The sequence below is a fragment of the Streptomyces sp. NRRL F-6676 genome (genome assembly GCF_000725625.1).
Taxonomy (GTDB): domain Bacteria; phylum Actinomycetota; class Actinomycetes; order Streptomycetales; family Streptomycetaceae; genus Streptomyces.
Genome location: NZ_JOHS01000008.1, coordinates 182,662 through 207,552, shown reverse-complemented (window position 1 = coordinate 207,552; position 24,891 = coordinate 182,662). Strand labels below are relative to the sequence as shown.

Annotated in this window: 19 protein-coding genes; 4 read left to right on the top strand and 15 right to left on the bottom strand. The window is 73.3% G+C overall.

Translation table 11 applies throughout. The features are described 5' to 3' along the window. Positions 1 to 5: 5 nt before the first annotated feature. Positions 6 to 2,021 (top strand): N-acetylmuramoyl-L-alanine amidase, encoded by a 2,016-nt coding sequence (locus IO29_RS07645; RefSeq protein WP_030377954.1) that lies wholly within the window; start codon positions 6 to 8, stop codon positions 2,019 to 2,021. A 95-nt stretch (positions 2,022 to 2,116) separates the two neighbouring features. Here IO29_RS07645 and IO29_RS07640 read toward each other — a convergent pair whose 3' ends face one another. From IO29_RS07640 to IO29_RS07625, 4 genes are all read right to left on the bottom strand, one after another. Beyond that, complete coding sequence (locus IO29_RS07640; RefSeq protein ID WP_030377953.1) at positions 2,117 to 2,614, bottom strand: hypothetical protein; 498 nt, start codon at positions 2,612 to 2,614, stop codon at positions 2,117 to 2,119. A gap of 47 nt (positions 2,615 to 2,661) precedes the next feature. Beyond that, a complete protein-coding gene (locus IO29_RS07635; RefSeq protein WP_030377952.1) occupies positions 2,662 to 2,904 on the bottom strand; it encodes a DUF397 domain-containing protein in 243 nt (80 codons plus the stop codon). Between the two features lie 197 nt (positions 2,905 to 3,101). After that, the gene (locus IO29_RS07630; protein WP_033224719.1) at positions 3,102 to 3,839 is read right to left on the bottom strand and encodes a nucleotidyltransferase domain-containing protein; all 738 of its coding nucleotides are present in this window, start codon (positions 3,837 to 3,839) and stop codon (positions 3,102 to 3,104) included. 94 nt (positions 3,840 to 3,933) lie between these two features. After that, the gene (locus IO29_RS07625; protein ID WP_051707370.1) at positions 3,934 to 5,499 is read right to left on the bottom strand and encodes an acyl-CoA synthetase; all 1,566 of its coding nucleotides are present in this window, start codon (positions 5,497 to 5,499) and stop codon (positions 3,934 to 3,936) included. A gap of 215 nt (positions 5,500 to 5,714) precedes the next feature. Between IO29_RS07625 and IO29_RS07620 the strand changes: the two genes are divergently transcribed. Then, complete coding sequence (locus tag IO29_RS07620; protein ID WP_030377949.1) at positions 5,715 to 8,123, top strand: penicillin acylase family protein; 2,409 nt, start codon at positions 5,715 to 5,717, stop codon at positions 8,121 to 8,123. A 54-nt stretch (positions 8,124 to 8,177) separates the two neighbouring features. On the opposite strand, the gene IO29_RS07615 is transcribed toward IO29_RS07620, so the two are convergent. The 11 genes from IO29_RS07615 to IO29_RS07565 form a co-directional block, all read right to left on the bottom strand. Further along, positions 8,178 to 9,752 carry a phytoene desaturase family protein gene (locus IO29_RS07615; protein WP_030377948.1) on the bottom strand — a complete coding sequence of 525 codons (1,575 nt, stop codon included), beginning with the start codon at positions 9,750 to 9,752 and terminating at the stop codon, positions 8,178 to 8,180. 85 nt (positions 9,753 to 9,837) lie between these two features. Further along, the gene (locus tag IO29_RS07610; RefSeq protein ID WP_420705341.1) at positions 9,838 to 10,647 is read right to left on the bottom strand and encodes an oxygenase MpaB family protein; all 810 of its coding nucleotides are present in this window, start codon (positions 10,645 to 10,647) and stop codon (positions 9,838 to 9,840) included. A 208-nt stretch (positions 10,648 to 10,855) separates the two neighbouring features. Next, complete coding sequence (locus IO29_RS07605) at positions 10,856 to 11,242, bottom strand: four-helix bundle copper-binding protein (RefSeq protein ID WP_030377946.1); 387 nt, start codon at positions 11,240 to 11,242, stop codon at positions 10,856 to 10,858. Between the two features lie 121 nt (positions 11,243 to 11,363). Beyond that, on the bottom strand, positions 11,364 to 11,714 hold the full coding sequence (locus IO29_RS07600; RefSeq protein WP_030377945.1) for a DUF8129 domain-containing protein: 351 nt from the start codon (positions 11,712 to 11,714) through the stop codon (positions 11,364 to 11,366). A gap of 72 nt (positions 11,715 to 11,786) precedes the next feature. Then, positions 11,787 to 12,155, bottom strand: a complete 369-nt coding sequence (locus IO29_RS07595; RefSeq protein WP_030993893.1) for a DUF6479 family protein — start codon at positions 12,153 to 12,155, stop codon at positions 11,787 to 11,789. A gap of 143 nt (positions 12,156 to 12,298) precedes the next feature. After that, positions 12,299 to 13,516: a beta-ketoacyl-[acyl-carrier-protein] synthase family protein gene (locus IO29_RS07590; RefSeq protein ID WP_030377943.1), complete on the bottom strand. Its 1,218-nt coding sequence runs from the start codon at positions 13,514 to 13,516 to the stop codon at positions 12,299 to 12,301. Then, positions 13,513 to 14,814, bottom strand: a complete 1,302-nt coding sequence (locus tag IO29_RS07585; protein WP_051707367.1) for a beta-ketoacyl-[acyl-carrier-protein] synthase family protein — start codon at positions 14,812 to 14,814, stop codon at positions 13,513 to 13,515. The genes IO29_RS07590 and IO29_RS07585 overlap by 4 nt, the downstream gene beginning before the upstream one ends. After that, positions 14,811 to 15,275, bottom strand: a complete 465-nt coding sequence (locus IO29_RS07580; protein WP_030377941.1) for an SRPBCC family protein — start codon at positions 15,273 to 15,275, stop codon at positions 14,811 to 14,813. Before IO29_RS07580 ends, IO29_RS07585 begins: the two co-directional genes overlap by 4 nt. Further along, complete coding sequence (locus IO29_RS07575; protein ID WP_051707366.1) at positions 15,262 to 19,257, bottom strand: non-ribosomal peptide synthetase; 3,996 nt, start codon at positions 19,255 to 19,257, stop codon at positions 15,262 to 15,264. The genes IO29_RS07580 and IO29_RS07575 overlap by 14 nt, the downstream gene beginning before the upstream one ends. Beyond that, entirely contained in the window at positions 19,257 to 19,568 is a 312-nt protein-coding gene (locus IO29_RS07570; RefSeq protein WP_033224716.1) for an acyl carrier protein, read from the bottom strand. Before IO29_RS07570 ends, IO29_RS07575 begins: the two co-directional genes overlap by 1 nt. 47 nt (positions 19,569 to 19,615) lie before the next feature. Further along, positions 19,616 to 21,211 carry an acyl-CoA dehydrogenase family protein gene (locus IO29_RS07565; RefSeq protein WP_234307400.1) on the bottom strand — a complete coding sequence of 532 codons (1,596 nt, stop codon included), beginning with the start codon at positions 21,209 to 21,211 and terminating at the stop codon, positions 19,616 to 19,618. A 1,197-nt stretch (positions 21,212 to 22,408) separates the two neighbouring features. On the opposite strand from IO29_RS07565, the gene IO29_RS07560 reads away from it, so the two are divergent. After that, the gene (locus IO29_RS07560) at positions 22,409 to 22,861 is read left to right on the top strand and encodes a MarR family winged helix-turn-helix transcriptional regulator (protein WP_420705342.1); all 453 of its coding nucleotides are present in this window, start codon (positions 22,409 to 22,411) and stop codon (positions 22,859 to 22,861) included. Between the two features lie 235 nt (positions 22,862 to 23,096). Beyond that, on the top strand, positions 23,097 to 24,710 hold the full coding sequence (locus IO29_RS07555; RefSeq protein WP_030377936.1) for an MFS transporter: 1,614 nt from the start codon (positions 23,097 to 23,099) through the stop codon (positions 24,708 to 24,710). The last annotated feature ends 181 nt before the right edge of the window (positions 24,711 to 24,891 follow it).

Below are 24,891 nucleotides of genomic sequence, written 5' to 3'. Positions count from 1 at the left end.
ATGCCTTGCGAGGATCCCCCACCACCGGACACAGACCCACCCGCAGGACGGCGGCCGGCGTCGCCGCCTCCGCCGCCCTGCTGCTCCCCCTGCTCGGCGCCGCCCCGGCGGCCGGCCAGGGCGGCACGGCCGCGCCCGGTGCCCGCACCGCCGGGCTTCAGCGCGCCTTCGCCACCGCCGCGGCGGAGTACCACGTACCGCGCGGCGTGCTGCTCGGCGTCTCGTATCTCCAGTCCCGCTGGGACACCCACGCCGGCGCACCCAGCGTCTCCGGCGGCTACGGCCCGATGCACCTCACGGACGCCCGCACCGCGCTCGCCCACGCGGCCACGCACCCGGAACAGACCGCGACCGCGCGCCCCGGGAAGGCCGGGGACGCCCGCGGCGACACGGCACGACCCGCACTGCACCCGGACGCCCACGCACCCGGCGTCCCGGCCACCGCCGCCCTCCCGGCCCGGCTCACGACGCTCACGAAGGCCGCCGGGCTCACCGGCATCCCCGCCGCCACGCTGCGCAGCGACCCCGCCGCCAACATCCGCGGCGGCGCCGCCCTGCTGGCCGCCGCGCAGAAACGTCTCGGCGAACCGCTCAGCACGGACCCGGCCGACTGGTACGGGGCCGTCGCCGCGTTCTCCGGCGCGGACGACACGGCGACCGCCGCCGCGTACGCCGACGACGTCTACGACGTGCTCCGCACCGGCGAACGGCGCACCACCGACACCGGGGAGCGGGTCACCCTGGCCGCGCGCCCCGGCCTGGCCCCCGACAGGGCGCCGCTGCGCCGCGCGGGCCTGCACAAGGGCCACGCGGCCGGCACCGAGTGCCCGAAGACCGTGGCGTGCGAATGGATCCCGGCGCCGTACCAGGAGTTCGGGGACGACGACTACGGCAACCACGACCTCGCCGGCCGCCCCGCCTCGCAAACAATCGAGTACATCGTCATCCACGACACCGAGGGCGCCTGGGACGGGGTCATCAACCTCGTCCAGGACCCGGCCTATGTGTCGTGGAACTACACCCTGCGCTCCACCGACGGGCACGTCGCCCAGCATGTGAAGGCCAAGGACGTGGCCTGGCACGCCGGGAACTGGGACGTGAACTCCCGTTCGATCGGGCTGGAGCACGAGGGGTTCCTCGCCGATCCGGACGCCTGGTACACGGAGGCGATGTACCGCTCCTCGGCCCGGCTGGTGAAGTACCTCGCCGACACGTACAAGATCCCGCTGGACCGCCAGCACCTCCTCGGCCACGACAACGTGCCCGGGCCCACCACCTCGACCGTGCCCGGGATGCATACCGACCCGGGCCCGTACTGGGACTGGCGGCACTACTTCGACCTGCTCGGCGCGCCGCTGAAGAGCACCGCCGACGCGAAGGGCGGCCTGGTGACGATCCGGCCCGACTACGCGGCCAACACACCGCGGTACACGGGCTGCGCCGACGGCGACGAGCCCTGCGCGGCGCACGGCTCCAGTGAGGTGCGGCTGTACAGCGCGCCCGACGAGAGCGCGCCGCTGATCAAGGACATCGGCCTGCGGCCGGGCGGCGGCGACTCCACGATCGACGTGAACGACCTCGCCTCGCGGGTCTCCACCGGCCAGCAGTACGCGGTGGCCGGCCAGGACGGGGACTGGACGGCGATCTGGTACCTGGGCCAGAAGGCCTGGTTCAAGAACCCGGCGAAGCAGCCGACGGCCGTCCACGCCAAGGGCACGGTGGTGACACCGAAGGCCGGCGCGAGCGACATCCCCGTCTACGGCCGCGCCTACCCGGAGGCCGCCGCGTACCCGGCGGGCGTCCCGGCGCAGTCGGTGTCGCCGCTGCCGTACCGGATCCCGGCGGGCCAGAAGTACGTGGTCGGGGACGAGCTGCCGGGCCAGTACTACTACGCGGTGACGTTCGACGAGGCCTCGCACAAGGTCGTCACCGGCAAGGACAGGTACTACGAGATCCAGTACGGCCACCGGGTCGGCTTCGTCCGGGCGGCCGACGTGACGGTGCTTCCCTCGGGTTCGTAGCCACGAGGGACATGCTCAGGGGCCGGGTCCGCGGGGAGGCGGGCCCGGCCCCCGTGTGTCCTGCGCCCGCGCCTGCTTTCAGCGGCTTCCGGCGGTCAGCCCTGCTGGAACAGCTCGGCGGGGAGCGGCTTGAGCAGGGCGTACAGGTCGTCGGTGATGGGGCGGTCCCAGGCGGCGATGGTCACCAGGACGTTGTCGCTGCGGTCGAACTGCACACAGGAGATGCGGCTTTCGGAGAGCTTGAGGCGGCGCACCACCAGCAGGTTGTCGCCCTGGAGCACCGGCATGTCCTCGGTGCCGACGACGGTGACCTCCTCGTCGTTCTCCAGGGCGAGGAGAAGCTGGGCCACCTCGAAGGGGATCTCGTCCTCGTCGACCTCCCGGGCGGGCGATCCCTCCGGGAGGTTGCCGATGATCATCGCGGGGCCCCGGCCGCCGAACAGGTCGTAGCGCAGGAACACGCCCTGACAGCTGCCGTCGGGGGCGGGCAGCAGACCGGCACCGAGGTTGCCCGGCCAGTCGCCCGGATCCATGGCCAGTACGTCGAAGTCGGGCCCGGCGGGGGTGGCGCTGCGGCGGCGGAGGAAGGACATGCCGCCATGGTACGTGCCCGCGCCCGCGACGGACCTGGGGCCGGTGCTCAGGTCAGGTCGAACTCCCCCTCCCGCGCGCCGGAGACGAAGGCGCCCCATTCGGCGGGGGTGAAGATCAGGGACGGGCTCTCGGGGCGGCCGCTGTTGCGCATCGCGATGAAGCCCTCGACGAAGGCGATCTGGACATCCCCGCGTCCCTTGCTGCTGGAGTGCCATTCGGCGTTGCTGAGGTCAAGGTCGGGCTTGTCCCAGCCCGCGAGGGGGTGCTGCTGGATGGTGCTCTCGGCCACGGCCGTGCTCCTCCCGGTTTCGTCGTCCGCGGTCAGCCTAGCGACCGGGTCCGGGCACCGACAGAGCACGTGAGGGGGAGGCTTCGTGGAACCGGGGCGGCGGGGAAGGCGGGCTCGGGCCGCTGGGCCGCCCGGGCGAGTGGTGTGCCGGAGGGGCGGGCACGGGTGGTGCCCGCCCCCTCCCGGTCTTTCCCGGGTCAGCCGCCGGTCCGGCCGTCGTCCGGCCGGGTGTAGAGGTGGGCGCGGACGCGGCGCAGCCAGGCCTCGACGGGGGCCTCGTCCGGTTGCGCGGGCAGCACGGTGCGGGTCGTGGCGAAGGCGTCCTCGTAGTGGCGCAGGAGTGGCTCCGCGGCGGACGGGTCGGCGGCGACCCGCTCGCCGAAGCGGTGGTACTCCTCCGGCTCCTCGACGCGGAGGGTCAGCCGGCCGGTGGCGTACAGCTCGTGGCCCTGGTGGCACAGGCGTTTGAGGTGGCGGGCGTGTTTGGCGGTGCGCTTGCGCAGGTCCGCGGAGAAGGAGCCGTCGCCGCGTGCCTGGAGCCGCCGGAACTGCTGGGTGGCGTAGCCGAGGTAGGCGTCGCGGACGCGAGGGGCGGACAGCAGGGTGGAACGCAGGCCGATGAGCTCGTCGCCCAGCGCGGTGCGCACCTCGTACAACTCGTCCGGGAGCCAGACCAGTTCGAGCACGGTGGGGTTGCCGCCGAGGGCGAGCCGGCACCACTTCGCCGCCTCGTGCAGGGTGCGGTCGGGGGCGGTGGTGACATGGGACTCCCTCGGCCGGTGCAGGCCGTGCAGTTCCTCGGTGGGTGCCGCGAAGACGCCGAGCCGGTCGACGTCGGAGCCCGCGTGGGCGAGTCCGTACGCGGTGGAGCCGACGACGCCGGAGAGCAGGACGTGGGTGACGTCGGCGCCGTGGGTGTGATGGGTGGCGGACATGGGCGGGTCCCTCCCTCCGCAGGGAGTCCCCGTGCCGGAATCCCTGTGCTGGTGGGGCCCATTGTGGTGAGCGGTGGAGGGCGCGGTCACCGGATTATTCGCGGGGCTCCCCGGGCTGCTCCGCGCCCGCGAACCGGCCCCGCAACTCCCGTTTGAGGATCTTGCCGCTGGCGTTGCGGGGCAGGGCGTCCACGAAGAGCACCCGCTTGGGCGCCTTGAAGTGGGCGAGCCGCTCCCGTGCGTGGGCGAGGAGTTCCTCCTCGGTGACCTGGCCGCGCGGGACGACCACCGCGGTGACGGCCTCGATCCAGCGCGCGTCGGGCAGCCCGATGACGGCCGCCTCGGCGACCGCCTCGTGCGTGTAGAGCGCGTCCTCCACCTGGCGCGAGGCGACCAGTACGCCGCCGGAGTTGATGACGTCCTTCACCCGGTCGACGACGGTGAAGTACCCGTGGGCGTCGCGTACGGCGAGGTCGCCGGAGTGGAACCAGCCGTCGCGGAAGGCTTCGGCGGTCTCCTCGGGTTTGTCCCAGTAGCCCTCGCAGAGCTGCGGCGAGCGGTAGACGATCTCGCCGCGCTCGCCGTCGGGCACGTCCCGCCCGTCCTCGTCGACCAGCCGGGCCTCGACGAACAGCACCGGGCGGCCGCAGGAGTCCATGCGGCCCTTGTGCTCGTCGGGGCCGAGGACCATGGCGAGCGGACCGATCTCGCTCTGCCCGAAGCAGTTGTGGAAGGCGAGGTGCGGCAGCCGTTCCCTGAGCCGTTCGAGGACCGGGACGGGCATGATCGACGCCCCGTAGTAGGCCTTGCGCAGTCCGCCGAGGTCGCGGGTGCCGAAGTCGGGGCGGGCGGCCAGGGCGATCCAGACGGTCGGCGGGGCGAAGAAGCTGTCCGCGCGGCCCGACTCGATCAGGTCGAACAGCAGGTCGCCGTCGGGGGCGTCGAGGAGGATGTTCTCGGCCCCGACGGCGAGGTAGGGCAGCAGGAAGACGTGGGTCTGGGCCGAGTGGTAGAGCGGCAGCGCGTGCACGGGGCGGTCGCCGGCCTGGAGGTCGAGGGCGGTGATCGCGCTGAGGTACTCGTGCACCAGCGCGCGGTGCGTCATCATCGCGCCCTTGGGCAGGGCGGTGGTGCCCGAGGTGTAGAGGAGCTGGACGAGGTCCTCGGCGCGCGGTTCGGGGCCGTCGTACGGCTCGGTCGCCGCGAGCCGGGCGAGCAGCGAGTCCTCGGCGTCGCGCAGCGGCAGGACGCGGACGCCGTCGGGCAGGTTTCCGGCGAGGTCCGGGTCGGCGAGGACGAGGGAGCAGCCGGACTGCGCGACGAGGTAGGCGAGGTCGGCCCCGGTGAGGGCGTGGTTGACGGGCACGTGGACCAGTCCGGACCGGGCGCAGGCGAGGAAGCCGATCAGATAGGCGTCGGAGTTGTGGCCGTAGGCGCCGACCCGGTCGCCGGGGGCGAGTCCGGTGTCGAGCAGCGTCCGGGCGGCGCGGGAGACGGCGTCGTCGAGGTCTGCGTAGGTCCACCGCCGGTCGGCGTAGTGGAGGGCGACGCGTGCGGGGGTGCGGCGGGCGCTGCGCCGCAGCACGCCGTCCACGGTGGCGCTCCGGCCTGCCGTACCGCCCTGCCCGCCCTGGTCCGTTTCCCCTGCCGCTGGCGTCATGCCCTGTCCCTCCGTCGGCCCGTACTGCCCGTGATCCTGGGGCGCCGCGGGGGCGGGGTCAAGCATCGCGCCTGGGGGGGGTGCGCGGGTGCGGCGGTGGCGGGCATGGCGCGATCACGGCCGGCCCGGAACCGGGTCCCGGCAACCCCCGTACCGGACAGCGTGTCCCTTGTTAGGCTCAACGCTCCCTTCCGCCACTGTAGTTGGGGGGCACATTGCGTATCCGTCGGAGATGGCCGGCCGTCGTGGCCGCCGTTCTGTTCGCCGCCGCGGGGACCCTGCCCGCGACCGCCGCCGAGGGCGCGGCACACCACCGGGAACATCCGTCCGCCGGCCGGCTGTCGGCCGAGATCCGATACACCGAGTACGGCATTCCGCACATCGTGGCCAAGGACTACGCGGGCCTCGGCTTCGGCAACGGCTACGCCCAGGCCGCCGACCAGGTCTGCACGCTGGCCGACGGCTTCGTGACGCTGCGCGGGGAGCGTTCGCGCTGGTTCGGCGCCGACGGGGAGCCCGACGGCTCGCTGTCCTCGGCGTCGACCAATCTCACCAGCGACCTCTACTTCCGCGGGGTGCGCCGGGCGCACACGGTGGAGAAACTGCTCGCCCGGCGCGCGCCGCTGGGCCCGAGCCAGGAGGTACGGGAGCTGATGCGCGGCTGGGCGGCCGGGTACAACGCCTGGCTGGCGCGGCACCGGATCACCGACCCCGCGTGCGGGGGCGCGGACTGGGTGCGGCCGATCACCTCGCTCGACGTGGCCGTGCGCGGCTACGCGGTGGTCGTCCTGGCCGGTCAGGGCCGCGTGGTCGACTCCGTCACCACCGCGCGGCCGCCCACGGGCGGGGACTCCGCGGCGGCTCCCGACCCGCGGGCGGCGGCCGCCGCCGCGCGGGAGATGTTCGCGCAGGACACCAGTGACATGGGGTCCAACGCGGTCGCGTTCAGCGGGGCCACCACGGCGAACGGCCGGGGGCTGCTGCTGGGCAACCCGCACTACCCGTGGCAGGGCGGCCGCCGCTTCTGGCAGTCGCAGCTGACCATCCCGGGCAGGCTCGACGTGGCGGGCGGTTCGCTGCTCGGCCTGCCGATCACCTCCATCGGCTTCAACGCGCACATGGCGTGGAGCCACACCGTGGCCACCGGGGTCCCGGAGAACCTGTACCAGCTCACCCTCGATCCGTCCGACCCCACGGTCTACCTGGTCGACGGCAAGCGGGAGCGGATGACGAAGCGGACGGTGACGGTCGCCGTCAAGGACGGCCCGCCGGTCACCCGTACCCAGTGGTGGACGCGCTACGGCCCCGTCCTCACCTCCATGGGCTCCGGGATACCGCTGCCCTGGACGGCGACGACGGCGTACGCGCTGAACGACCCCAACGCGGCCAATCTCCGCTTCGCCGACACCTCCCTCGGCTTCGCGAAGGCGCGGAGCACCGCGGACATACGGCGCTCCCTGGACCGGAACCAGGGGCTGCCGTGGGTGAACACGATCGCCGCCGACTCCTCGGGGCACTCCCTGTTCACCCAGTCGCAGGTGCTGCCCCGCATCACCGACGACCTGGCGGCGCGCTGCTCCACCGCGCTGGGCAAGGCCACGTATCCCTCGGCGGGCCTCGCGGTCCTCGACGGCTCCCGCTCGGCGTGCGCGCTCGGCCGGGACGAGGACGCCGTCCAGCCGGGCATCTTCGGACCCTCGCGGATGCCGACACTGAAGGACGCGCCCTACGCCGAGAACAGCAACGACAGCGCCTGGCTGGCCAACGCGGACCGGCCGCTCAGTGGCTACGAGCGGATCTTCGGCACGGTCGCCGCGCCCGTCACCCCGCGTACGCGGGGTGCCGTGCAGGACGTGTCCGCCATGGCCGCACGCGGCGGGCTGACCGTACGCGACCTGCAACGGCAGCAGTTCGCCGACCGGGTGCCGGTCGCCGACCTGGCCGCCGCCGACACCGCGAGGGCCTGCGCCGCACTGCCCGGCGGCACGGCGACGGCGTCCGACGGGAGCGCCGTGGACGTGTCCGGGGCCTGCCGGGTCCTCGCACACTGGAACCGCACCGCCGACACCGACAGCGAGGGGGCGCTGCTCTTCGACCGGTTCTGGCGGAAGCTCGGCTCCCTGGTGCCCCCGGACCGGTTGTGGAAGGTCCCGTTCTCGGCGGCCGACCCGCTCGACACCCCGCGCGCCCTGAACACCGCCACGCCCGCCTTCGCCACCGCCCTCGCCGACGCGGTCCAGGAGCTCGACGGGGCCGGGATCGGGCTCGACGAGCCGCTGGGCGCCCACCAGTTCGTGGTGCGGGGCGGCACGCGCATCCCGGTGCCGGGCGGCACCGAGGCGCTCGGGGTGTGGAACAAGGTGGAGTCCGTGTGGGACGCGCCGGCCGGCGGTTACACGGAGGTCGTCACCGGGTCCAGCCACATCCAGGCGGTCGGCTGGGACGGCAGCGGCTGCCCCGTCGCCCGGACACTGCTGACGTACTCCCAGTCCTCGAACCCCCATTCGCCCCACTACGCGGACCAGACCCGGCTGTTCTCCCAGGAGAAGTGGGTCGGCTTCCGCTTCTGCGACCGCGACATCCGCTCCTCGCCCGCGCTGAAGGTGGTGCGGATCAGGGGCTGAGGGACGGGGGTGGCGGGCCCACGTCGGGTCCGCCACCGCCGCCCGGGGGCGCCGTCAGACCGTGTCCTCCAGTACCGCCCGGGCCGCGTTGTGGCCCGGGACGCCGCTCACGCCGCCGCCGCGTACCGCGCCCGCTCCGCACAGCAGGATGTTGGCGTGTGCGGTCTCCACGCCCCAGCGGCCGGTGGTGGTCTCTTCGGCGTACGGCCAGGACAGTTCGCGGTGGAAGATGTTGCCGCCGGGCAGCCGGAGGTCGCGTTCCAGGTCGAGGGGGGTGCGGGCCTCGACGCAGGGGCGGCCGTCGGCGTCGGTGGCCAGGCAGTCGGCGAGCGGTTCGGCGAGGTGGGCGTCGAGCTGGGCGAGGGTGGACGTCAGCAGTTCCTCGCGCAGGCCGTCGTTGTCGGCGGTGAAGAGCCGGGCCGGGGTGTGCAGGCCGAACAGGGTGAGCGTGTGGTGGCCGCGGCCGGCGAGGTCGGGGCCGAGGATGCTCGGGTCGGTGAGCGAGTGGCAGTAGATCTCCGAGGGCGGCGCGGTGGGCGGTGCCCCGGCGGCGGCCTGGGCGTGGGCCGTCGCGAGCTGCTCGTAGCCCTCGGCGATGTGGAAGGTGCCGGCGAACGCCTCGCGCGGGTCGACGGAGGTGTCGCGCAGCCGGGGCAGCCGGGTGAGCAGCATGTTCACCTTGAGCTGGGCGCCCTCGGCGGGGGTGGGCGGGGTGTCGCCGGTGAGCCGGGCCAGTTCCTCGGGCGAGGCGCCCACCAGGACGTGCCGGGCGGCGACGGTGGCCTCGCCGTCGGGGCCGCGGTGGGTGACCTCGGCGGTGCGGCCGTCGGTCTCGACGCGGACGGCCTCGCGGCCGGTGCGCAGCTCGGCGCCCGCGTCCCGGGCGGCGGTGGCGAGGGCGTCGGTGAGCGCGCCCATGCCGCCGACGGGCACGTCCCAGGCGCCGGTGCCGCCGCCGATCACGTGGTAAAGGAAGCAGCGGTTCTGTTTCAGGGACGGGTCGTGGGCGTCGGCGAAGGTGCCGATGAGGGCGTCGGTGAGGACGACGCCGCGGACCGTGTCGTCGGCGAACCGCTCCTCGATCGCGGCGCCGACCGGCTCCTCGAACAGGGCCCGCCATGCCTCCTCGTCGTCGATGCGGCGACGCAGCTCGGCGCGGGTCGGGAGGGGTTCGGTGAGGGTGGGGAAGACCCGGCGGGCGACGCGGCCGGTCATGTCGTAGAAACGCTGCCAGGCCTCGTACTCGCGCTCCGAACCGGTGAGCCGGGCGAACGCCTCGCGGGTGCGGGCCTCGCCGCCGCCGACCAGCAGTCCGGTGGGGCGGCCGGCGCGTTCGACGGGGGTGTACGAGGAGATCGTGCGCGGGAGGGTGCGGAAGGTCAGGCCGAGATCGTGGACGATCTTCGGGGGCAGCAGGCTGACGAGATACGAGTAGCGGGACAGACGGGCGTCCACGCCGGGGAACGGGCGGGTGGAGACGGCGGCGCCGCCGGTGTGGTCCAGGCGTTCCAGGACGAGCACGGAGCGGCCGGCCCGGGCGAGGTAGGCGGCGGCGACCAGTCCGTTGTGGCCGCCGCCCACGATGACGGCGTCGTAGCGGTCGGCGGGGTGTCCCTGGCGTGCGGGCATGGTCCTTGGTAACACGCGGGGCGGGGGTGGGCCAGGGTGCGTGGGTGCCGGGGCCGTGGTCAGGGGCCGGGCGGCGGGCTCGTGTTCAGGGGGCCAGGCGGCGCGGGTCGGGGCGGGTGCCCGGGCCGAGGCGGGCGGTGGCGCGCAGGATGTGCTTCGGAGGGAGCTGCCGGCGCACCCGCGCGGGGACGGCGCGCAGCGCGGTGCCGGTGCGGCGGAGCCGGCGGGTGACGGTCGCGGGCGGCGGGGCGGGGCGGCCGTACAGCTCGTGGGCGTACGGCGGCAGGGCGGCGTAGGCCAGGTGCGCCACGTGCCGCCAGAGCAGGGCGCGGGCGGGGACGAGCAGGGGGTGGACCGGCGGGCGGCGCAGGAAGTCGTCGACCTCGCGGGCGTCGGGTCCGGCGGTGAGCGCGGGCCGTACCGAGGTGAAGTAGGCGGCGAGTTCGGCCCGGCTGCCGGGGACGGCGGCGGGGTCGAGGCCGACGAGGCGGGCGCTGACGCGGGCTTCGGCGACGTACTGGTCGGCGTGGGTGCCGGTGAGGGGGAGGCCGGAGCGGCGCAGTACGTGGAGGTAGGAGTCGATCTCGGCGCAGTGCACCCAGAGGAGCAGGTCGGGATCGTCGACGCGGTACGTGTGCCCGGTGTCGGGGTCGGTGGCGCGGAGCGTGGCGTGGATTTTGCGGACGCGGGCGCCGGCGTGTTCGGCGGCGGCGGTGGTGCCGTAGGTCGTGGTGCCGACGAAATCGGCGGTGCGGCGGAGGCGGCCCCAGGCGTCGTTGCGGAAGTCGGAGTTCTCGATGACCGCGTGGACGGCGCGGGGGTGGAGGGCCTGGAGGTAGAGGGCGCGGATGCCGGCGATCCACATCATGGGGTCGCCGTGGGCCTGCCAGGTCACGGAGGCGGGCGTGAAGAGGCCCGGATCGGGGCGGGCGTTCACGTCAGCGGGGGGGGCCGGGTGTCCACGGGGCCAGGCTAACGCGGTTGTCCGCCTCCGCCGCCCCTACCTCTCCCGTCCCCGGGGGCTCCGCCCCCGGACCCCCGAAAGGATTGCGCCCACGCGGCGGAGCCGCAAAATGACACAGCCCCGCGCCCCTTGCGTCGGCTCAAGCCAGCGTCGTCATGAAGTCCGTGCACGCCTGGGCGCACTCGCGGCAGGCCTTGGCCGTGTCCTCGGCGCCGGGGTGGTCGTCGAAGACGTGGGCGCTCTCCAGGCACACGGCGCGGCACCATTCCACCTGGACGCGGAGTGCCGTCTCGTCCTGGCTGCCCTGTTCGGACAGGACGCGGCAGGTGGCGTCGCACACCTCGGCGCACATGATGCCCTTGCGGCGCACCGTCTCCTGGTCCTCCGGCCCGCCCGGGTCCACGAGGCTCGCGCGCAGGGCACAGGCGCGTGCACACTCGGTGCACGTCTGGGCGCACGCGAAGCGGTCCTCCAGGAACCGGAAGAGCTCCTCCTGAGTCGTCGTCCTTGCTGTCGTCGTAGTCACCCTGTGCGGGTAGCCGGGGCCCGGGGCCCCAAACCACCGGCCGGGGCGGGCGCCGGGTGCGCGGGCGCACATGAGGGGCCCGCGCCAGGACGGCGCGGGCCCCTCATGTACCGCCGGCCCCTTACGTGCGGTTGCCCTTCGGGCGGCCCCGCTGGTCCGGCGTGCCGTGCGGCGGCGGGCTCATCGGCTGCGGCGACGTGGCCGGCGAGACCGGGGAGCCCGTGCGGTGCCCGCCCTGCTCGGGGCGGACGGCGCCGCGGTCGCCGGAGGTCGGTTCGGCGCCCGCGCGCAGCCGGTCGAGCCGGGTGCTGAGCAGCTCGACCACCGGGACACGGTGGGCGTGCGCCCGCTCGTAGGCCAGCAGGGTTTCGACCTCGTCGCTGCTCAGCGACCGTATCCGGCTCTCCAGACCACCGAGGGGCAGGTGGTCGTAGTCGGGCAGCGGAAGGGTGCTGTGCGTGGAGTCGGTCATGGTTCTCTCCTCTCGGAGTGCCGTGCGGAGGCGCGGGCCCCCTCGTACGCCGACGGACCGCGGCGTCGTCCGTCAGGTGCCGCCGGGGCCGCCGCTGCCGAAGGAGCCGCTGCTGCCCTCGTTCCAGCGGGGCCGCTTCTGCTCCGGGTCCGTCCGGGACGAGGGGTTGCCGTGGGCGGGCATCTCGTGGGGGGTGAGGCGGTGCTCGTCGTCGCGGGGCATCTCGTGCGGCTCGCGCACCTGCTGCTCCTCGCGGACGGGGCCGCCCTCCGGCATCTGCGGCTGTTCCTCGGGGCGCGGCGGGGCCGGCTCGCGCCGGCGGATTTGGTAGCCCTTCCAGACCGCCCCGATCAGCAGCGCGACGACGACCACGCCGGCGACGATCGGCCCGATGACGGAGAAGCCACTGGCCGCGGTGGTTACCGTCCATTCCGTATGCATGGCTCCCGGGTACCCCGGGTGTCCCCACCCAACCCGGGGGGACCTGTCCGAGCGGGTGAACCGGCCGCCGCCCCGCCCACCGGACGACGGCGGGCCCGTTCTCCTGGCGTGATGTCAGGAGAACGGGCCCGCCGCTCGGTCACTCAGGCCCGTGTCACCACGAGGCTGACGTTGTGCCCGCCGAAGCCGAAGGAGTTGGCCAGGGCGGCCGCCGGGCGGTCCACGCGGTTCTCCCCCGCGACGACGTCCAGGTGGATCCGGGGGTCCACCGTCCGCAGGTTGCGGGTCGCCGGGACGACCCCGTGGTGGACGGTGAGCAGCGCCGACATGGCGCCGAAGGCCCCGGAGGCGCCGAGCATGTGCCCGGTCATGGACTTCGTCGCCGTGACCGTCGGGTGGTCGCCCACCGCCTTGGCGATCGCGTCGGCCTCCGCCAGGTCACCGCCCTCCGTGGAGGTGGCGTGCGCGTGCACGTGCCCGATGTCGCCGGGTGCCAGCTCCGCGTCCCGCAGCGCCGCGCGGATGGCCTGCACCTGGCCCTCCGCGTCGGAGGCGGAGATGTGGTGGGCGCTGGAGTTGACGGCGGCCCCGGCCAGGGCGCCGTAGACGCGGGCGCCCCGGGCGCGCGCGAGGTCCGCGCGCTCCAGGACCATGACGGTCGCGCCCTCCGCCATCACGAAGCCGGTGCGGTCCGCGTCGAAGGGCCGGGACACGGCGGCGGGGTCGCCGTCGTCCCGGGAGAGCGCCTTCATCTGGGCGAACGCTCCCACGATGAACGGGTGCACCGAGGCCTCGGTGCCGCCCGCGACCACCACGTCGGCGCGGCCGAGCCGGATCAGGTCCAGGCCCAGGGCGATGGCCTCCGCGCCGGAGGCGCAGGCGCTGACCGGCGCCCGCGCCCCGGCCCGCGCGCCCAGGTCGAGGCTGACCCAGGCGGCGGGACCGTTCGGCATCAGCATGGGCACGGCGTGCGGCGACAGCCGGCGCATGCCGGAGTTCTCGTACAGCTCGTTCTGGCCGAGCGTGCTGAGGACGCCGCCGATGCCGGTGCCGACGACCACGGCGAGCCGTTCGGGCTCGACCTCGGGCCGGCCCGCGTCCGCCATGGCCTGCCGGGCGGCGGCCACGGCGAGCTGCTCGCCGCGGTCCAGCTTGCGCGCCCGCACCCGGCCCAGGACGTCGACCGGGTCGGCGGTGACCGTCCCGGCGATCCGTACGGGCAAATCCTCGGGCCAGTCCCCGGGCAGGGCGCGCACGCCGGAGCGCTGGTCGAGCAGCGCCTGCCAGGAGTCGGCCGCGGTCGCGCCCAGGGGGGTGAGCGCGCCGAGGCCGGTGATCAGGACGCCGGGGTCCCGGCTCATCCGCCGTTCTCCTTCGTGTGCTCCGCGGACCGGTCGGACCGTGCGCCGCCCTTGAAGAGCAGGGCGACGTTGTGTCCGCCGAAGCCGGCCGAGTTCTTCACCGCGGCGTTCTGCTCGTCGCCCAGTTTGAGCGGCGAGCCGTGCACCACGTCGAGCTCGACGCCGTCGTCGAGGCGGTGGAAGTTGCGGGTCGGCGGCACCAGCCCGTGGTGCAGGCTGAGGATGGTGGCGATGGACTCGATGGCGCCGGCCGCCCCCAGGCTGTGCCCGGTCATGGACTTCAGCGCGGTGAGCGCCGGGAGCCGGCCGCTCTCGCCGAACACCGCCCGCACCGCCTTGGCCTCGGCCGCGTCGCCGGGGAGCGTGGCCGTGCCGTTGGCGTTGAAGAAGGCCACCTCCCCGGGGGAGACGCCGCCCTCCTTGAGCGCGGCCCGTACGGCGAGGGCGCTGCCGGCGCCCTCCGGGTCCGGCTGCACCATGTGGTAGGCGTCGGAGGTGATGCCGACCCCGGCCAGCTCGGCGTAGATCCGGGCGCCGCGCTCGCGGGCGTGCCGCTCGGACTCCATGACGAGGATGCCCGAGCCCTCGCCGAGGACCATGCCGTCGCGGTCCGCGTCGAAGGGGCGGGGCGCGGAGCCGGGGTCGTCCACCCGCGAGGACAGTGCCCGCATGGCCGAGAACGAGGCGAGGACCAGCGGGTGCAGCGGGGCCTCCGTGCCGCCCGCCACGACGACGTCGGCGTCGCCGCGGCGGATCAGCTCGGCGGCCGTGGCCAGCGCCTGGGTGCCCGACGAGCAGGCGTTGACGCTGGCGTGCACCCCGACGCGGGCGTTGACCAGCAGGGCCACGGCCGCGGCGGAGCCGTTGCCCATGGACATCGGGACGGTCATCGGCGGCACCCGCCGCCAGCCGCGGTCCTTGAGCGCCTCCCAGCCCGCGATGATGGCGTTCATGTCGCCCAGCGCGGCCGAGACGGCGACGGCCACCCGGTGCGGGGAGAGGGGGGCGTCGTCGAGCCCGGCGTCGCTCCACGCCTCGGCCGCGGCGGTGACCGCGAGCTGTGCGGAGCGGCTGAAGCGGCGGCGCTGCTGGTGGTCGAGTGCGGCGCCGGGCTCGACCTTGACGCGGCCGCCCAGGACGGGCGGCATCTCCTCGGTCCACGGCTCGTCGTCCAGCACGCGGACGCCGCTGTCGCCGCGCAGCAGCGCGTCCCATGTGGCGGCCACGTCACCGCCGAGCGGGGTGGTCGCGCCGAGGCCGGTGACGACGACCTTGGCCTGCTCCTGGGAAGTGCTCATCGGGTGCGTGCCTCCTGTCCGAGCCGGGCGGCGAGTTTGCCGGAGTCCTTCTTGACGGAGTTGACGAGGACCTTGCGCAGCAGGGTCTTCGGCATGATGCCGAAGTAGTCCCCGGGCTGGACGTCGAACGTCCAGTGCACGTCGGTGCCGCCGTCCGCGTTGGCGGTGTACGCGTAGGTGCCCTGGTACTGCACCGGTCCGCTCAGGGTGTGGAACGTCGACAGGCGGCCCGGCTCGAACTCGTCGATCTCGACGGTGAACTCCATGCGCTTGCCGATGAGCTGGAACACGATGTCGTACCGGCAGCCGGGCCGCGGCTCGCCGTTGAGGAGGGTGACCTCGACGACGGCCGCCTGCCACACCGGGTCCTGCTCGGGGTCCGAGATGCGCGCGAACGCCTCCTGCGGGGGGACGGGCACGCTGAAGGTGTACTCGGCCCTGACCGTCTCATCCTTGGTCATCGTGGGTGTCTCCTTCTCCGTGGCCGGCGGCCGGGTGCGTGTGGAGGTGGGGGCCGACGGCCAGGGCGGCCTTCTCGGCGTGCGGCGGGTACATCACCGAGTTGTGGTCGCCGGGGACGTCGATGACGTCCAGGGACCCCTGGATCAGTGACTGCCAGCCGAGCGTGGGCCCGTAGTCGGTGGTCTCGTCGACGGCGCGCAGCAGCACCAGGTCGACGTCGGCGGGCTCCGGCAGATAGGTCTGGAGGGCGATGCCGTTGGCCAGGTAGGCCTCGAAGTAGCGCAGGATCTGCGCCCGGTCGGCGTCCTGGGCGAGGACGCCGAGGTCGGCGGCCTCCTTGAGGATGTGGTCGAACGCGGCGTCGCCGCCGAGTTCGCGCAGGAGCTCGGCCGGGATGTCGAGCGTCTTGCCGTAGGGCACCGCGAGGTCCCGGGCGAACCACGACAGGATCGTCGCGTCGTCGGAGGACTCGGGGATGTTCTCCTCGATGGGCGCGCGGCTGTCGATGCCGAAGAGGAGGTCGGTCTCCTCGCCCGCCGCGCGCAGCTGGACGGCGACCTCGTAGGCGATGACGCCGCCGAAGCACCAGCCGCCCACGGAGTAGGGGCCGGCCGGCTGCACGTCCTTGAGGTACTCCAGGTAGCGGGTGGCCATGGCCTCGACGCTGACCTCGGCCTCGCCCTCGCTCTCGATGCCGGGCGCCTCGATGGCGAGGACGGGCCGGCCCTCGGGGAGGTGGCGGGTGAGTTCGACGTAGCAGAAGACGGTGCCGCCGAAGGGGTGGAACAGGAACACCGGCCGCTGGTCCGGGTGGGCGGGGTCGCCCTCCCGCAGGGTGACCACCGGGACGCGCTCGCTGTCCTGGCCGCCGCGGCGGACGAGCGCGGCGAGTTCCGCGACGGTGCCCTGGCGGAGCATGACGGAGATCGGCACGTCGACGTCCCACTCCTCGCGGATGGCCGCGCTGAGCCGGACGGCGAGCAGCGAGTGGCCGCCCACGTCGAAGAAGTTGTCGTGGATGCCGACCTGGGACAGGCCGAGGATCTCCGACCACATCCGCGCCAGGGTGATCTCCGTGGCGTCGCGCGGCTTGGCGAATCCGGCGTCGGAGGTGACGACGGGCTCGGGCAGCCGGTTGCGGTCGATCTTCTTGTTGGCGGTCAGCGGCAGTTCGTCGAGGACCATGACGACGCCGGGCACCATGTACGGCGGGAGGGAGACGGCCGCCGCCGACTTGACGTCCGCCTGCTTGAGTTCGGCGCCGGGCTCGGCGACCAGGTAGGCCACGAGACGGTCGTCGCGGACGACGACCACGGCCGTGGCGACCCCGTCGACCGCTTCGAGGACGGTCTCGACCTCGGAGAGCTCGATGCGGTAGCCGCGCAGCTTGACCTGGTTGTCCAGCCGCCCGTGGTGCAGCAGCCGTCCGTCGCTGGTGAAGCGGGCCCGGTCGCCGGTGCGGTAGAGCCGGTCCCCGGGGGCGGCGGGGAGTCCGGTGACGAACCGCTCCGCCGTCAGCTCCTCGCGGTCCCAGTAGCCGAGCGCGAGGCCGTCGCCGCCGATCCACAGCTCGCCGGGGAAGCCCGGTTCCACCTGCCGGCCCTGCGGGTCGAGGGTGTAGAGCCGGGTGTTGGCCAGCGGTGTGCCGATGTCGATGCCCCGGGCGGGGTCGACGCGGCCCGAGGTGGACCAGATGGTCGTCTCGGTCGGCCCGTAGACGTTGCGCAGGCTCGCCACCCGGGAGCCCAGGAACTCCGCCAGTTCCAGGGGGAGTTCCTCGCCGCCGCAGAGCACGTTGAGCCGCTGGGAGCCCTGCCAGCCGGCGTCCCGGAGCATGCGCCAGGAGGTGGGCGTGGCCTGCATCCAGGTGGCGCCGGACTCCTCGATACGGACGGCGAGCGCGGCGCCGTCGGCCGCGGTGGTGCTGTCGCAGACGATCACCCGGCCGCCGGTGAGGAGCGGCAGGTACAGCTCCAGGCCGGCGATGTCGAAGGAGACCGTGGTGACGGCGAGCAGGCTGTCGGCGGCGGTGAAACCGGTGTCCTCGCGCATCGAGAGGAGCAGGTTGGTCAGGGCGTGGTGCGGGATCGCCACGCCCTTGGGCCGGCCGGTGGAGCCGGAGGTGTAGAGGACGTAGGCGAGGTCGCCCGCCCCGACCGTGGCGCGCTCGCCGCCGGGGGCGGCGGGCGGCAGCTCGTCGAGGTCGAGCACCGGCAGTCCGGGCAGGTGGCTCGCGGCCAGTGCGCTCCGGCTGAGCAGCAGCCGGGCGCGGGAGTCCTCGGCCATGTAGGCCAGCCGCTCGGCCGGGAGGCCCGGGTCCAGGGGCACATAGGCGGCCCCGGCCTCCAGGACGCCGAGCAGGGCGGCCACGAGCGGCGCCCCGCGGTCGACCATCACCGCGACCCGGTCCCCGGTGACGACCCCGGCGGCCCGCAGCGCGGCCGCGATCGTCTCGACCTCGTGCAGCAGCCGGCCGTAGCTCCACTGCTCCTCCCCGGCGGCCCCGGCGACCAGCGCGGTCGCGTCGGGGGTGCGGGTGGCCTGTTCCCGGAAGAGGTGCGGCAGTCCGGCCTCGGGGACGGCGCGGTCGGGGCCGGTGCCCCAGCCGGCGATCCGGGTCCGCTGTCCCTCGTCGCCCCGGGGCAGGCTGCCCAGCGGCTCGTCGGGGCGGGTGACCAGCGTCTCCACGGTGGTGACGAAGGAGGCGGCCAGTTCGCGGGCCGTCTCCGCGGTGAAGACGTCGGTGTTGAAGCGCAGGACGCCCGCGTAGGCGCCGGCGCGCTCCGCGCCCATCTCGATCCAGAGGTCGGTCTGGCCCTCCTGCTGCGGCAGCGGGTACGGCCGCAGGGTGGCGCCGGCCAGCTCCAGCTCGGTGCCCTCGCCGGGCTCCAGCAGGAAGAAGTCGTCCATGTCGTTCAGGAACGGCAGCCGGTCCCAGGCGAAACCGGCCTGGTACAGGGGCGTGCGGCTGGGGTCGCGCGGTGGCGCCAGCTCCCGGACCAGCCAGGGGAAGGGCAGTTCCTGCGCCCGGGTGGCCCGCAGCACCCGCTCGCGGGCGGAGGCGAGGAGCTGGCGGTAGGTGGACTCCTCGTCCACCTCGCCGCGGACGACGACGGTGTTGACGAAGTTGCCGAGCGCGTCCCGGAACTGCCGCTGCACCCGGCCGGAGGTGGGCGTGCCGACCATGACGTCCACCTGGCCGCTGAGCCGGCTGAGCAGCACCAGATAGGCGGAGAGCAGCACGGTGTACGGCGTGGTGGCGGACTCGCGCGCCAGTCGCCGTACCGCCTCGGTGGTGCCGGCGCTCAGGCCGAACGGCACCGAGGAGCCGTCGTAGGACGGGGCGGGCGGCCGGGGCCGGTCGCCGTACAGGTCGAGGGCGGGGGGCGCGTCGGCGAGCCGTTCGGCCTCGCCGGCGAGCAGCGTGGCGGCCCGTTCGCCGGCGAGGAAGGTGCGCTGCTGCTCGGCGTAGGCCGCGAAGGCGCCGCCGTCCAGGGTGAACCGGTTCTCGGTGCCCTCCAGCCGGCCGCGCACCTCGGACAGCAGGAGCGCCAGCGACCAGAAGTCGATCGCGATGTGGTGCATCACGACGGTGAACACCCAGGTGCGCTCGGCGGTCCGGTAGAGGTGGACGCGCCACAGCGGCGGTCGGGCCAGGTCGAACGGCTCGCGGCTGTCGGTGCGAATGCGGCGGCGCAGCGCGTCGGGGTCGGTGCCGCGGACGTCGGCGTGCCGGATGTCGGGGCGGACGGTGTCGGACACCCACTGCTCGGGCCCCTCGGGGCCGCTGCGGAAGGCGATGCGGAGGGCGTCGTGCTCGCGGGTCAGGTCCTCGACGACGTCCAGGACCCGGGGGCCGAGTGCGGGGTCGGCGGTGACCTCGGCGGCGAAGGTGATGTGGTAGGCCGCGCACCCGGGGTCGGTCTCGTGGATGAACCAGAGTCCGGCCTGCTGGTGGTTGGCGGGTATCGGTGCGCTCATCACTGACCGTCCGCGGCGGCCCGGGCCGGTACGGCGCCGTCGGCCGGCGTCCCGTCGTTCATCAGCGCCCACAGCGCCTCGGCGAGGGAGTCGACCGTGGGATGGTCCCAGAGCAGGTCCACCGGCGGGTCGGTGAGGCCGCAGGAGTCCTCTATCTCCATGCCGACGGTGAGCGCCGCCATGGAGTCCAGGCCGTAGGAGGTGAAGGGCTGGTCGGTGGCGAGTTCGGCGGGGGCGACGCCGGCTTCGGCGGACACCGCCTTGATCAGTACGTTGCGGACGTCGTCCAGCGTCATGTCCGTGGTGCTCATCTCGGATCGGAACCTTTCCGGTGGTCCGGGCGTGGGGTGAGTGACGGTCAGGCGGCGGTGGGCGGGGAGGCCAGCGTGTCGGTGCCGCCCTCCTCGGGGGCGCCGGGTGCGGCCATGCGCACGGTGAGCAGGGAGAAGTACTCGCCCGCCGTGCGCTGGCGGTGCATCTCGGCGGCGAGGGTGCGGGCGGCGGCCGGGTCGAGGTCGCCGGTGCCGTACTGATGGACCTGCTCTCGGGCCAGGGCGGCCTCCAGCCAGACGCCGTCGGCGAAGAACGCGCCGAGGTGGTCGCGGTTGAACAGCCAGATGCCGAGCGCGGCGACCTTGGCGTGCAGGGCGCTCAGCTCCTCGGCCACCCGGATCAGGGCGGGCGAGGTGGTCTTGGCCGACGCCGTCGCCGTGGCGTCCGCCGGGGTGCGGCGGGCCTCCTGGACCCGGGCGAGCAGCGCGTCCAGTTCGTCCCGCATGCCTTCGGCGCGGGTGCGCAGGGTGGCCAGCCGTTCGGCGTCGCAGCCGACGGTGGGTGTGAGCGCGGCGAGGCGGTCGATCAGGGCGGGCAGGCTGGCGAAGGTGGCGTCCCGGCCGCGGCCGAAGACACTGACCCGGTGCGGCTCGAAGACGGGCAGCTCGGCGCGCAGGTCGTAGAGCGGGCGCCAGTCCTCGTCCCGGTCGTGGCCGTGTGCCTTGGCCAGGGCGGGCAGTTGGAGGGCGATGCTGTCCATGCAGACGGGCTCGCTGCCGTCGAAGACGGAGACGACGGCACTGTCGCGGTACATCTTCTGGAACGTGCCGACGTGCTCGTGGGCGCGCATGAAGTAGCGGGCGCCCAGGGTGCGGGCCAGCGCCTTGGCACTGAAGTCGACCAGACGGGCGACCTGCACCTTGGCGAGGTTGCCCCAGATGCTGAACTGCTCGGTGTACAGGTGCAGTCCGCGCATCGCGACGAGGCTCTCGCACTCGGCCACCAGCAGGCTGAGGTAGGCGCCCGCGAGGGACTCGTTGACATAGGGGATCTCGCTGGCCGGTCCGTCGTACAGGACGCGGTCGGAGAGGAAGTCGCCCACCGTGCGCAGCATGGTGTCGCCGGTGCCCAGGGAGAGGCCGGTGCAGAAGGTGCGGGTGATGAGCAGGCCGCGCAGGGCCAGTTCGAGGCCCTCGCCCTCGGCGCCGAGCCGGGCGGAGGCGTCCACCCGGGCCTCGTCGAAGGCGACGCCGCTGATGTCGCAGCCGCGCAGGCCGTAGGTGGGGACGCGCGGGACGCCGGTCACCTCGCCGGAGAGCACGGTGGAGCGGTCGACGAGGAACATGGACTGCCGGCGCTTGGCCGGGGTGGTCTCGTCGCCGGTGGTGCCGAGCAGTACGACGTGGGTCGAGGTGCGGCCGCGGTTGATGGGCCACTTCTCACCGGACAGGACGTACTGCCCGCCGTCGGGGGTGGCGCGGAAGGTGTTGGCCGCGAGGTCGGCGCCGTGCTCCGGCTCGGAGTAGGCCAGGCACGGGATGACCCCGCCCTGGAGCACGGTGGCCGCGTGCTTGGCCTGCTGCTCGGGGGTGCCGCCGATCCAGGCGAGCATCATCCACACCTGGGTGCTCTCGCTGACGGCGACGTTCATGTCCCGGCGGGCGATGGCACGGGTCAGCATGAGGATGTCCTCGGCGGCCCGCAAGTTACCGCCGAGTTGCGCCGGGACGAAAAAGCGGTTGAATCCGAACCTACGTAGCCGATCGATTCCCGCGGCCGGCAGTTCATTGCGTTCGTCGAGTTCCAGAGCTGAGGAAAAATTGAGGGAGTTGGACTCCGTACCGGGGTCCCCGAACCATTTCTCGAGCGACTCCGCCAATGCGAGGGACGTAACGGTGGGTGACTCGGCCTCTAACTGGGTCATATCGCGTCTGTTTCCGTTTCGCGCAAGAGGTGTGGGATTCATCTGACGAAAGGGCAGGGCGGATCGGCCGACCGACCTGTTGACGGCGACGGACGGCCGAGAACATCGAAACAGCGCACGCCGAAAAGCGGTGCACACCGGGCGCAACGCATGACGACGAGAAATACGGAAGGCCGGACAAGGGCATCTACACCAGGGCTGACCAGCGCAAACGGGCGCACGGAACCCCGACGTCAGCACGATGCCTGACGACAGCCTGCAATGGATGGTGTGGTGTTGATTCTTCCCCCGTGACCCCACGACGGGTCACAAAGACTCCTCTGTGCCATTCCCCGTCACTTCTCTCGAAGCTACCCCCGCTGCCTCAGATACGGACTCTTCGGTCGACGGCCCGTGACTCGAAATCGAGCCTACACAACGACTTCCGTAAGCCACTGTGCGTGACGTTCCGGCCAACGGGGCGAGAGCGTAGCAGGGCCGCTATTCCGAAATCATGTGACCCAGGTCACGTCCCGGTTTACCGAGACAGTTCGGCGGGGCAATACCGCGCGCCCCGGATAGCCGCCCGACCTGGCAGGGCGCGGATGAACCAGGGATTCCGCCGCACGCCGGGCCGCCCGGGAGCCCGCCAGATTTTGCCATTTCATGGGTGGACGGCCGCCGTCGTGCAACAGCGGTGTGAACAAGCCGGGCCGCCGGGCCGGCCAGCGCGGCCGCCCCGGGCGGGGTAGCGGGCGCGCACGAGCGGCCGGCCGGCCGGGAAACCGCGCAGGTCCCCGGCACCCTCGCGCCCCGCCGCGGCCCGCGGACCGGGCACTCGGGAGCCCGCGATCGGCGGGACTGGATCTCTCCCCGGAAACATTGCTATCTTGATGGTAGAAGTTTCGTATGATCGAGAGGAGCGGGTTCATGGCTCGCACCGGCAACGCCGAACGGCCCGAGGCGCGGCAGTCCCTGCGGGAGGACTTCCTCATCGCCGAGCGCCCCGGCTACCTGCTGCACAAGGCGGGGCTGGTGCTGCTCGAGGACGCCGAGAAGGCGCTGGCCGACGTCGGCATGCGCATCCGCTACTTCTTCGTGCTGGCCGCCCTGGCCGGCGGACCCGAGCTCTCGCAGCAGGACCTGAGCCGGCTGCTCAACCTCGACCCGACCACCGTCGTGACCGTGATCGACGAGATGGAGCGCAACAAGCACGTCGAGCGGCAGCGCAACCCCGCCGACCGCAGGCGCTACAACCTGATCCTCACCGACTCCGGCCGCGAGGCGCTCGCGACCGCCGACCGGGTGGCCTCCGAGGTGGAGGCGGAGTTCTTCGGCGCGCTCGGGGACGGCGAGCGCGAGGCGCTGCGCGGCATGCTCGGCAGGCTGCTCGCGGGCCGCTGGCCGGCGTCGGTCTGTTCCGACTGACGCGAGACGTCTGCGGGATCCCGCAGGCACCATGAAGCCCTGAGAAGGGGTGTCCGGCTCGGCCGGGCACCCCTTCTCGCATGTCCGGGGGCCATCGCTCCCCCGCACCAACTCCCTTGCGCCGCCCGGCCGGTGACCGTTCACAGCCCGTTCGGCGGACTCGCGTTGACGCACCACTTTCCAATCATCTAGATTTCCATCATCTACAACACCTGCTGATTGGAAGGTTCCCCGCATGTCCGCAGAACGCGTCCCGTCCCCCACGAGGTGGTGGACGCTCGGGATCGTCGCGTTGGGCTCGTTCATGCTGATGCTCGACCTGAGCGTGGTCTCGATCGCGCTGCCGCAGATCCACGAGTCCCTGGGCAGCAGCTTCGCCGACCTCCAGTGGGTGTTCGACGCCTACGCGCTGACGCTGGCGATCTTCCTGGTGGCGGCGGGCTCGCTGGCCGACCGGATCGGCCGCAAGAAGCTCTTCCAGGTCGGCTTCGCCGTCTTCACCGTCGCCTCCCTGGCCTGCGGTCTGGCGGACGGCGCCAACGCGCTGAGCTGGTTCCGCGCGATCCAGGGCGTCGGCGCCGCGGTGATGTTCGCCGTCGGCCCGGCCATGCTCAGCCACGAGTTCCACGGCAAGGAGCGCGCGACCGCCTTCACCGCGTTCGGCGCGGCCGTGGGTCTCGCCGTGGCCACCGGTCCGCTCATCGGCGGCTCCCTGATCAACTCCCTGTCCTGGCGCTGGATCTTCTACATCAACGTGCCGGTCGGCGTGATCGCCCTGGTCATCGGCGCCCTGCGGGTGCGCGAGTCGCGCAACCCCAAGGCCCACCCCACCGACTGGGCCGGGCTCGCCACCTTCAGCGTCGCCCTGGCCGCCCTGGTGTACGCCACCATCCGCGGCCCGGTGGAGGGCTGGAAGAGCGCCACCACCCTCGGCCTCTACGCCGCCAGCGCCGTGTTCCTCGCGCTGTTCGTGTTCATCGAGAAGCGGCTGGGCGAGCGCGCCATGATCGACCTGGCGTTCTTCCGCAGCCCGACCTTCATCGGCATCTCCCTCGTCGCCATGATCGGCAACGCCGGCGCCCTGCCGTCGGTGTTCTTCGAGACCAGCTACATCGAGAACATGCTGCACGTGGACGCGTGGGGCACGGGTCTGCGCTTCCTGCCGCTGACCGGCGCGATGTTCGTGGCCGGTGCGCTGGGCGGCGGCCTCATCGGCAAGGTGCCCTTCCGCGTCCTGCTGGGCGGCTCCACCCTGGTGATGGCCGTCGGCATCCTCTTCCTCAACATGACCGAGGCCGACTCCAAGTGGACGGTCCTCATCCCGGCGCTGGTCATCTCCGGCTTCGGCATGGGCGCCTTCAACCCGGCCCGGGCCGCGCTGGCCATCGGGGTCACCGAGCCCGCGAAGTCGGGTGTCGCCTCCGGCATCAACGAGACCTTCCAGCAGGTCGGCATCGCGGTCGGCATCGCCGCCGTGGGCGCCTACTTCCAGCACAGCGTGGCCGACGACTTCACCGGCTCCGCGGTGGGGCGGCAGATGGGTGACGACGCCGCCAACGAGGCCGCGCACGGTATCAGCGCCGGTGGCCTCGACGCCGTCGCGCAGGCCGCGGGCCCGCTCCGCGACAAGGTCCTCGTGGCCGGCCAGGACGCGTTCATGAACGCCTTCCACGGCGCCATGACCTTCAGCGCGATCCTCGGCTTCGTCGCCGCGGTCATCGGCTTCACCATGCTGCGCACGAAGGACCTGCACGCCAGCGCCCTCTCGACGGTCCCGCCGGACCTCGACGAGGACGGCCAGGTCCGCCCGGACGACACCACGGACGTCGCGGTGGGTGCGCCCGCCTGAGAGGCCCGGCGCCTCTCTCCCCGGCACCGTCCCGGTGGTCACATCCCCCGCGCCACCGGGACGGTACTCCGTCGCTCCGCTCCCCCCTGGGACCACCAGGGGGGGTATCGGCGTTCCCGTTCCCGGCCCCCCGGCGGCAGCGGGTGCCGGCACATCCGGCCCGCCGGGCACCTCCCCCACC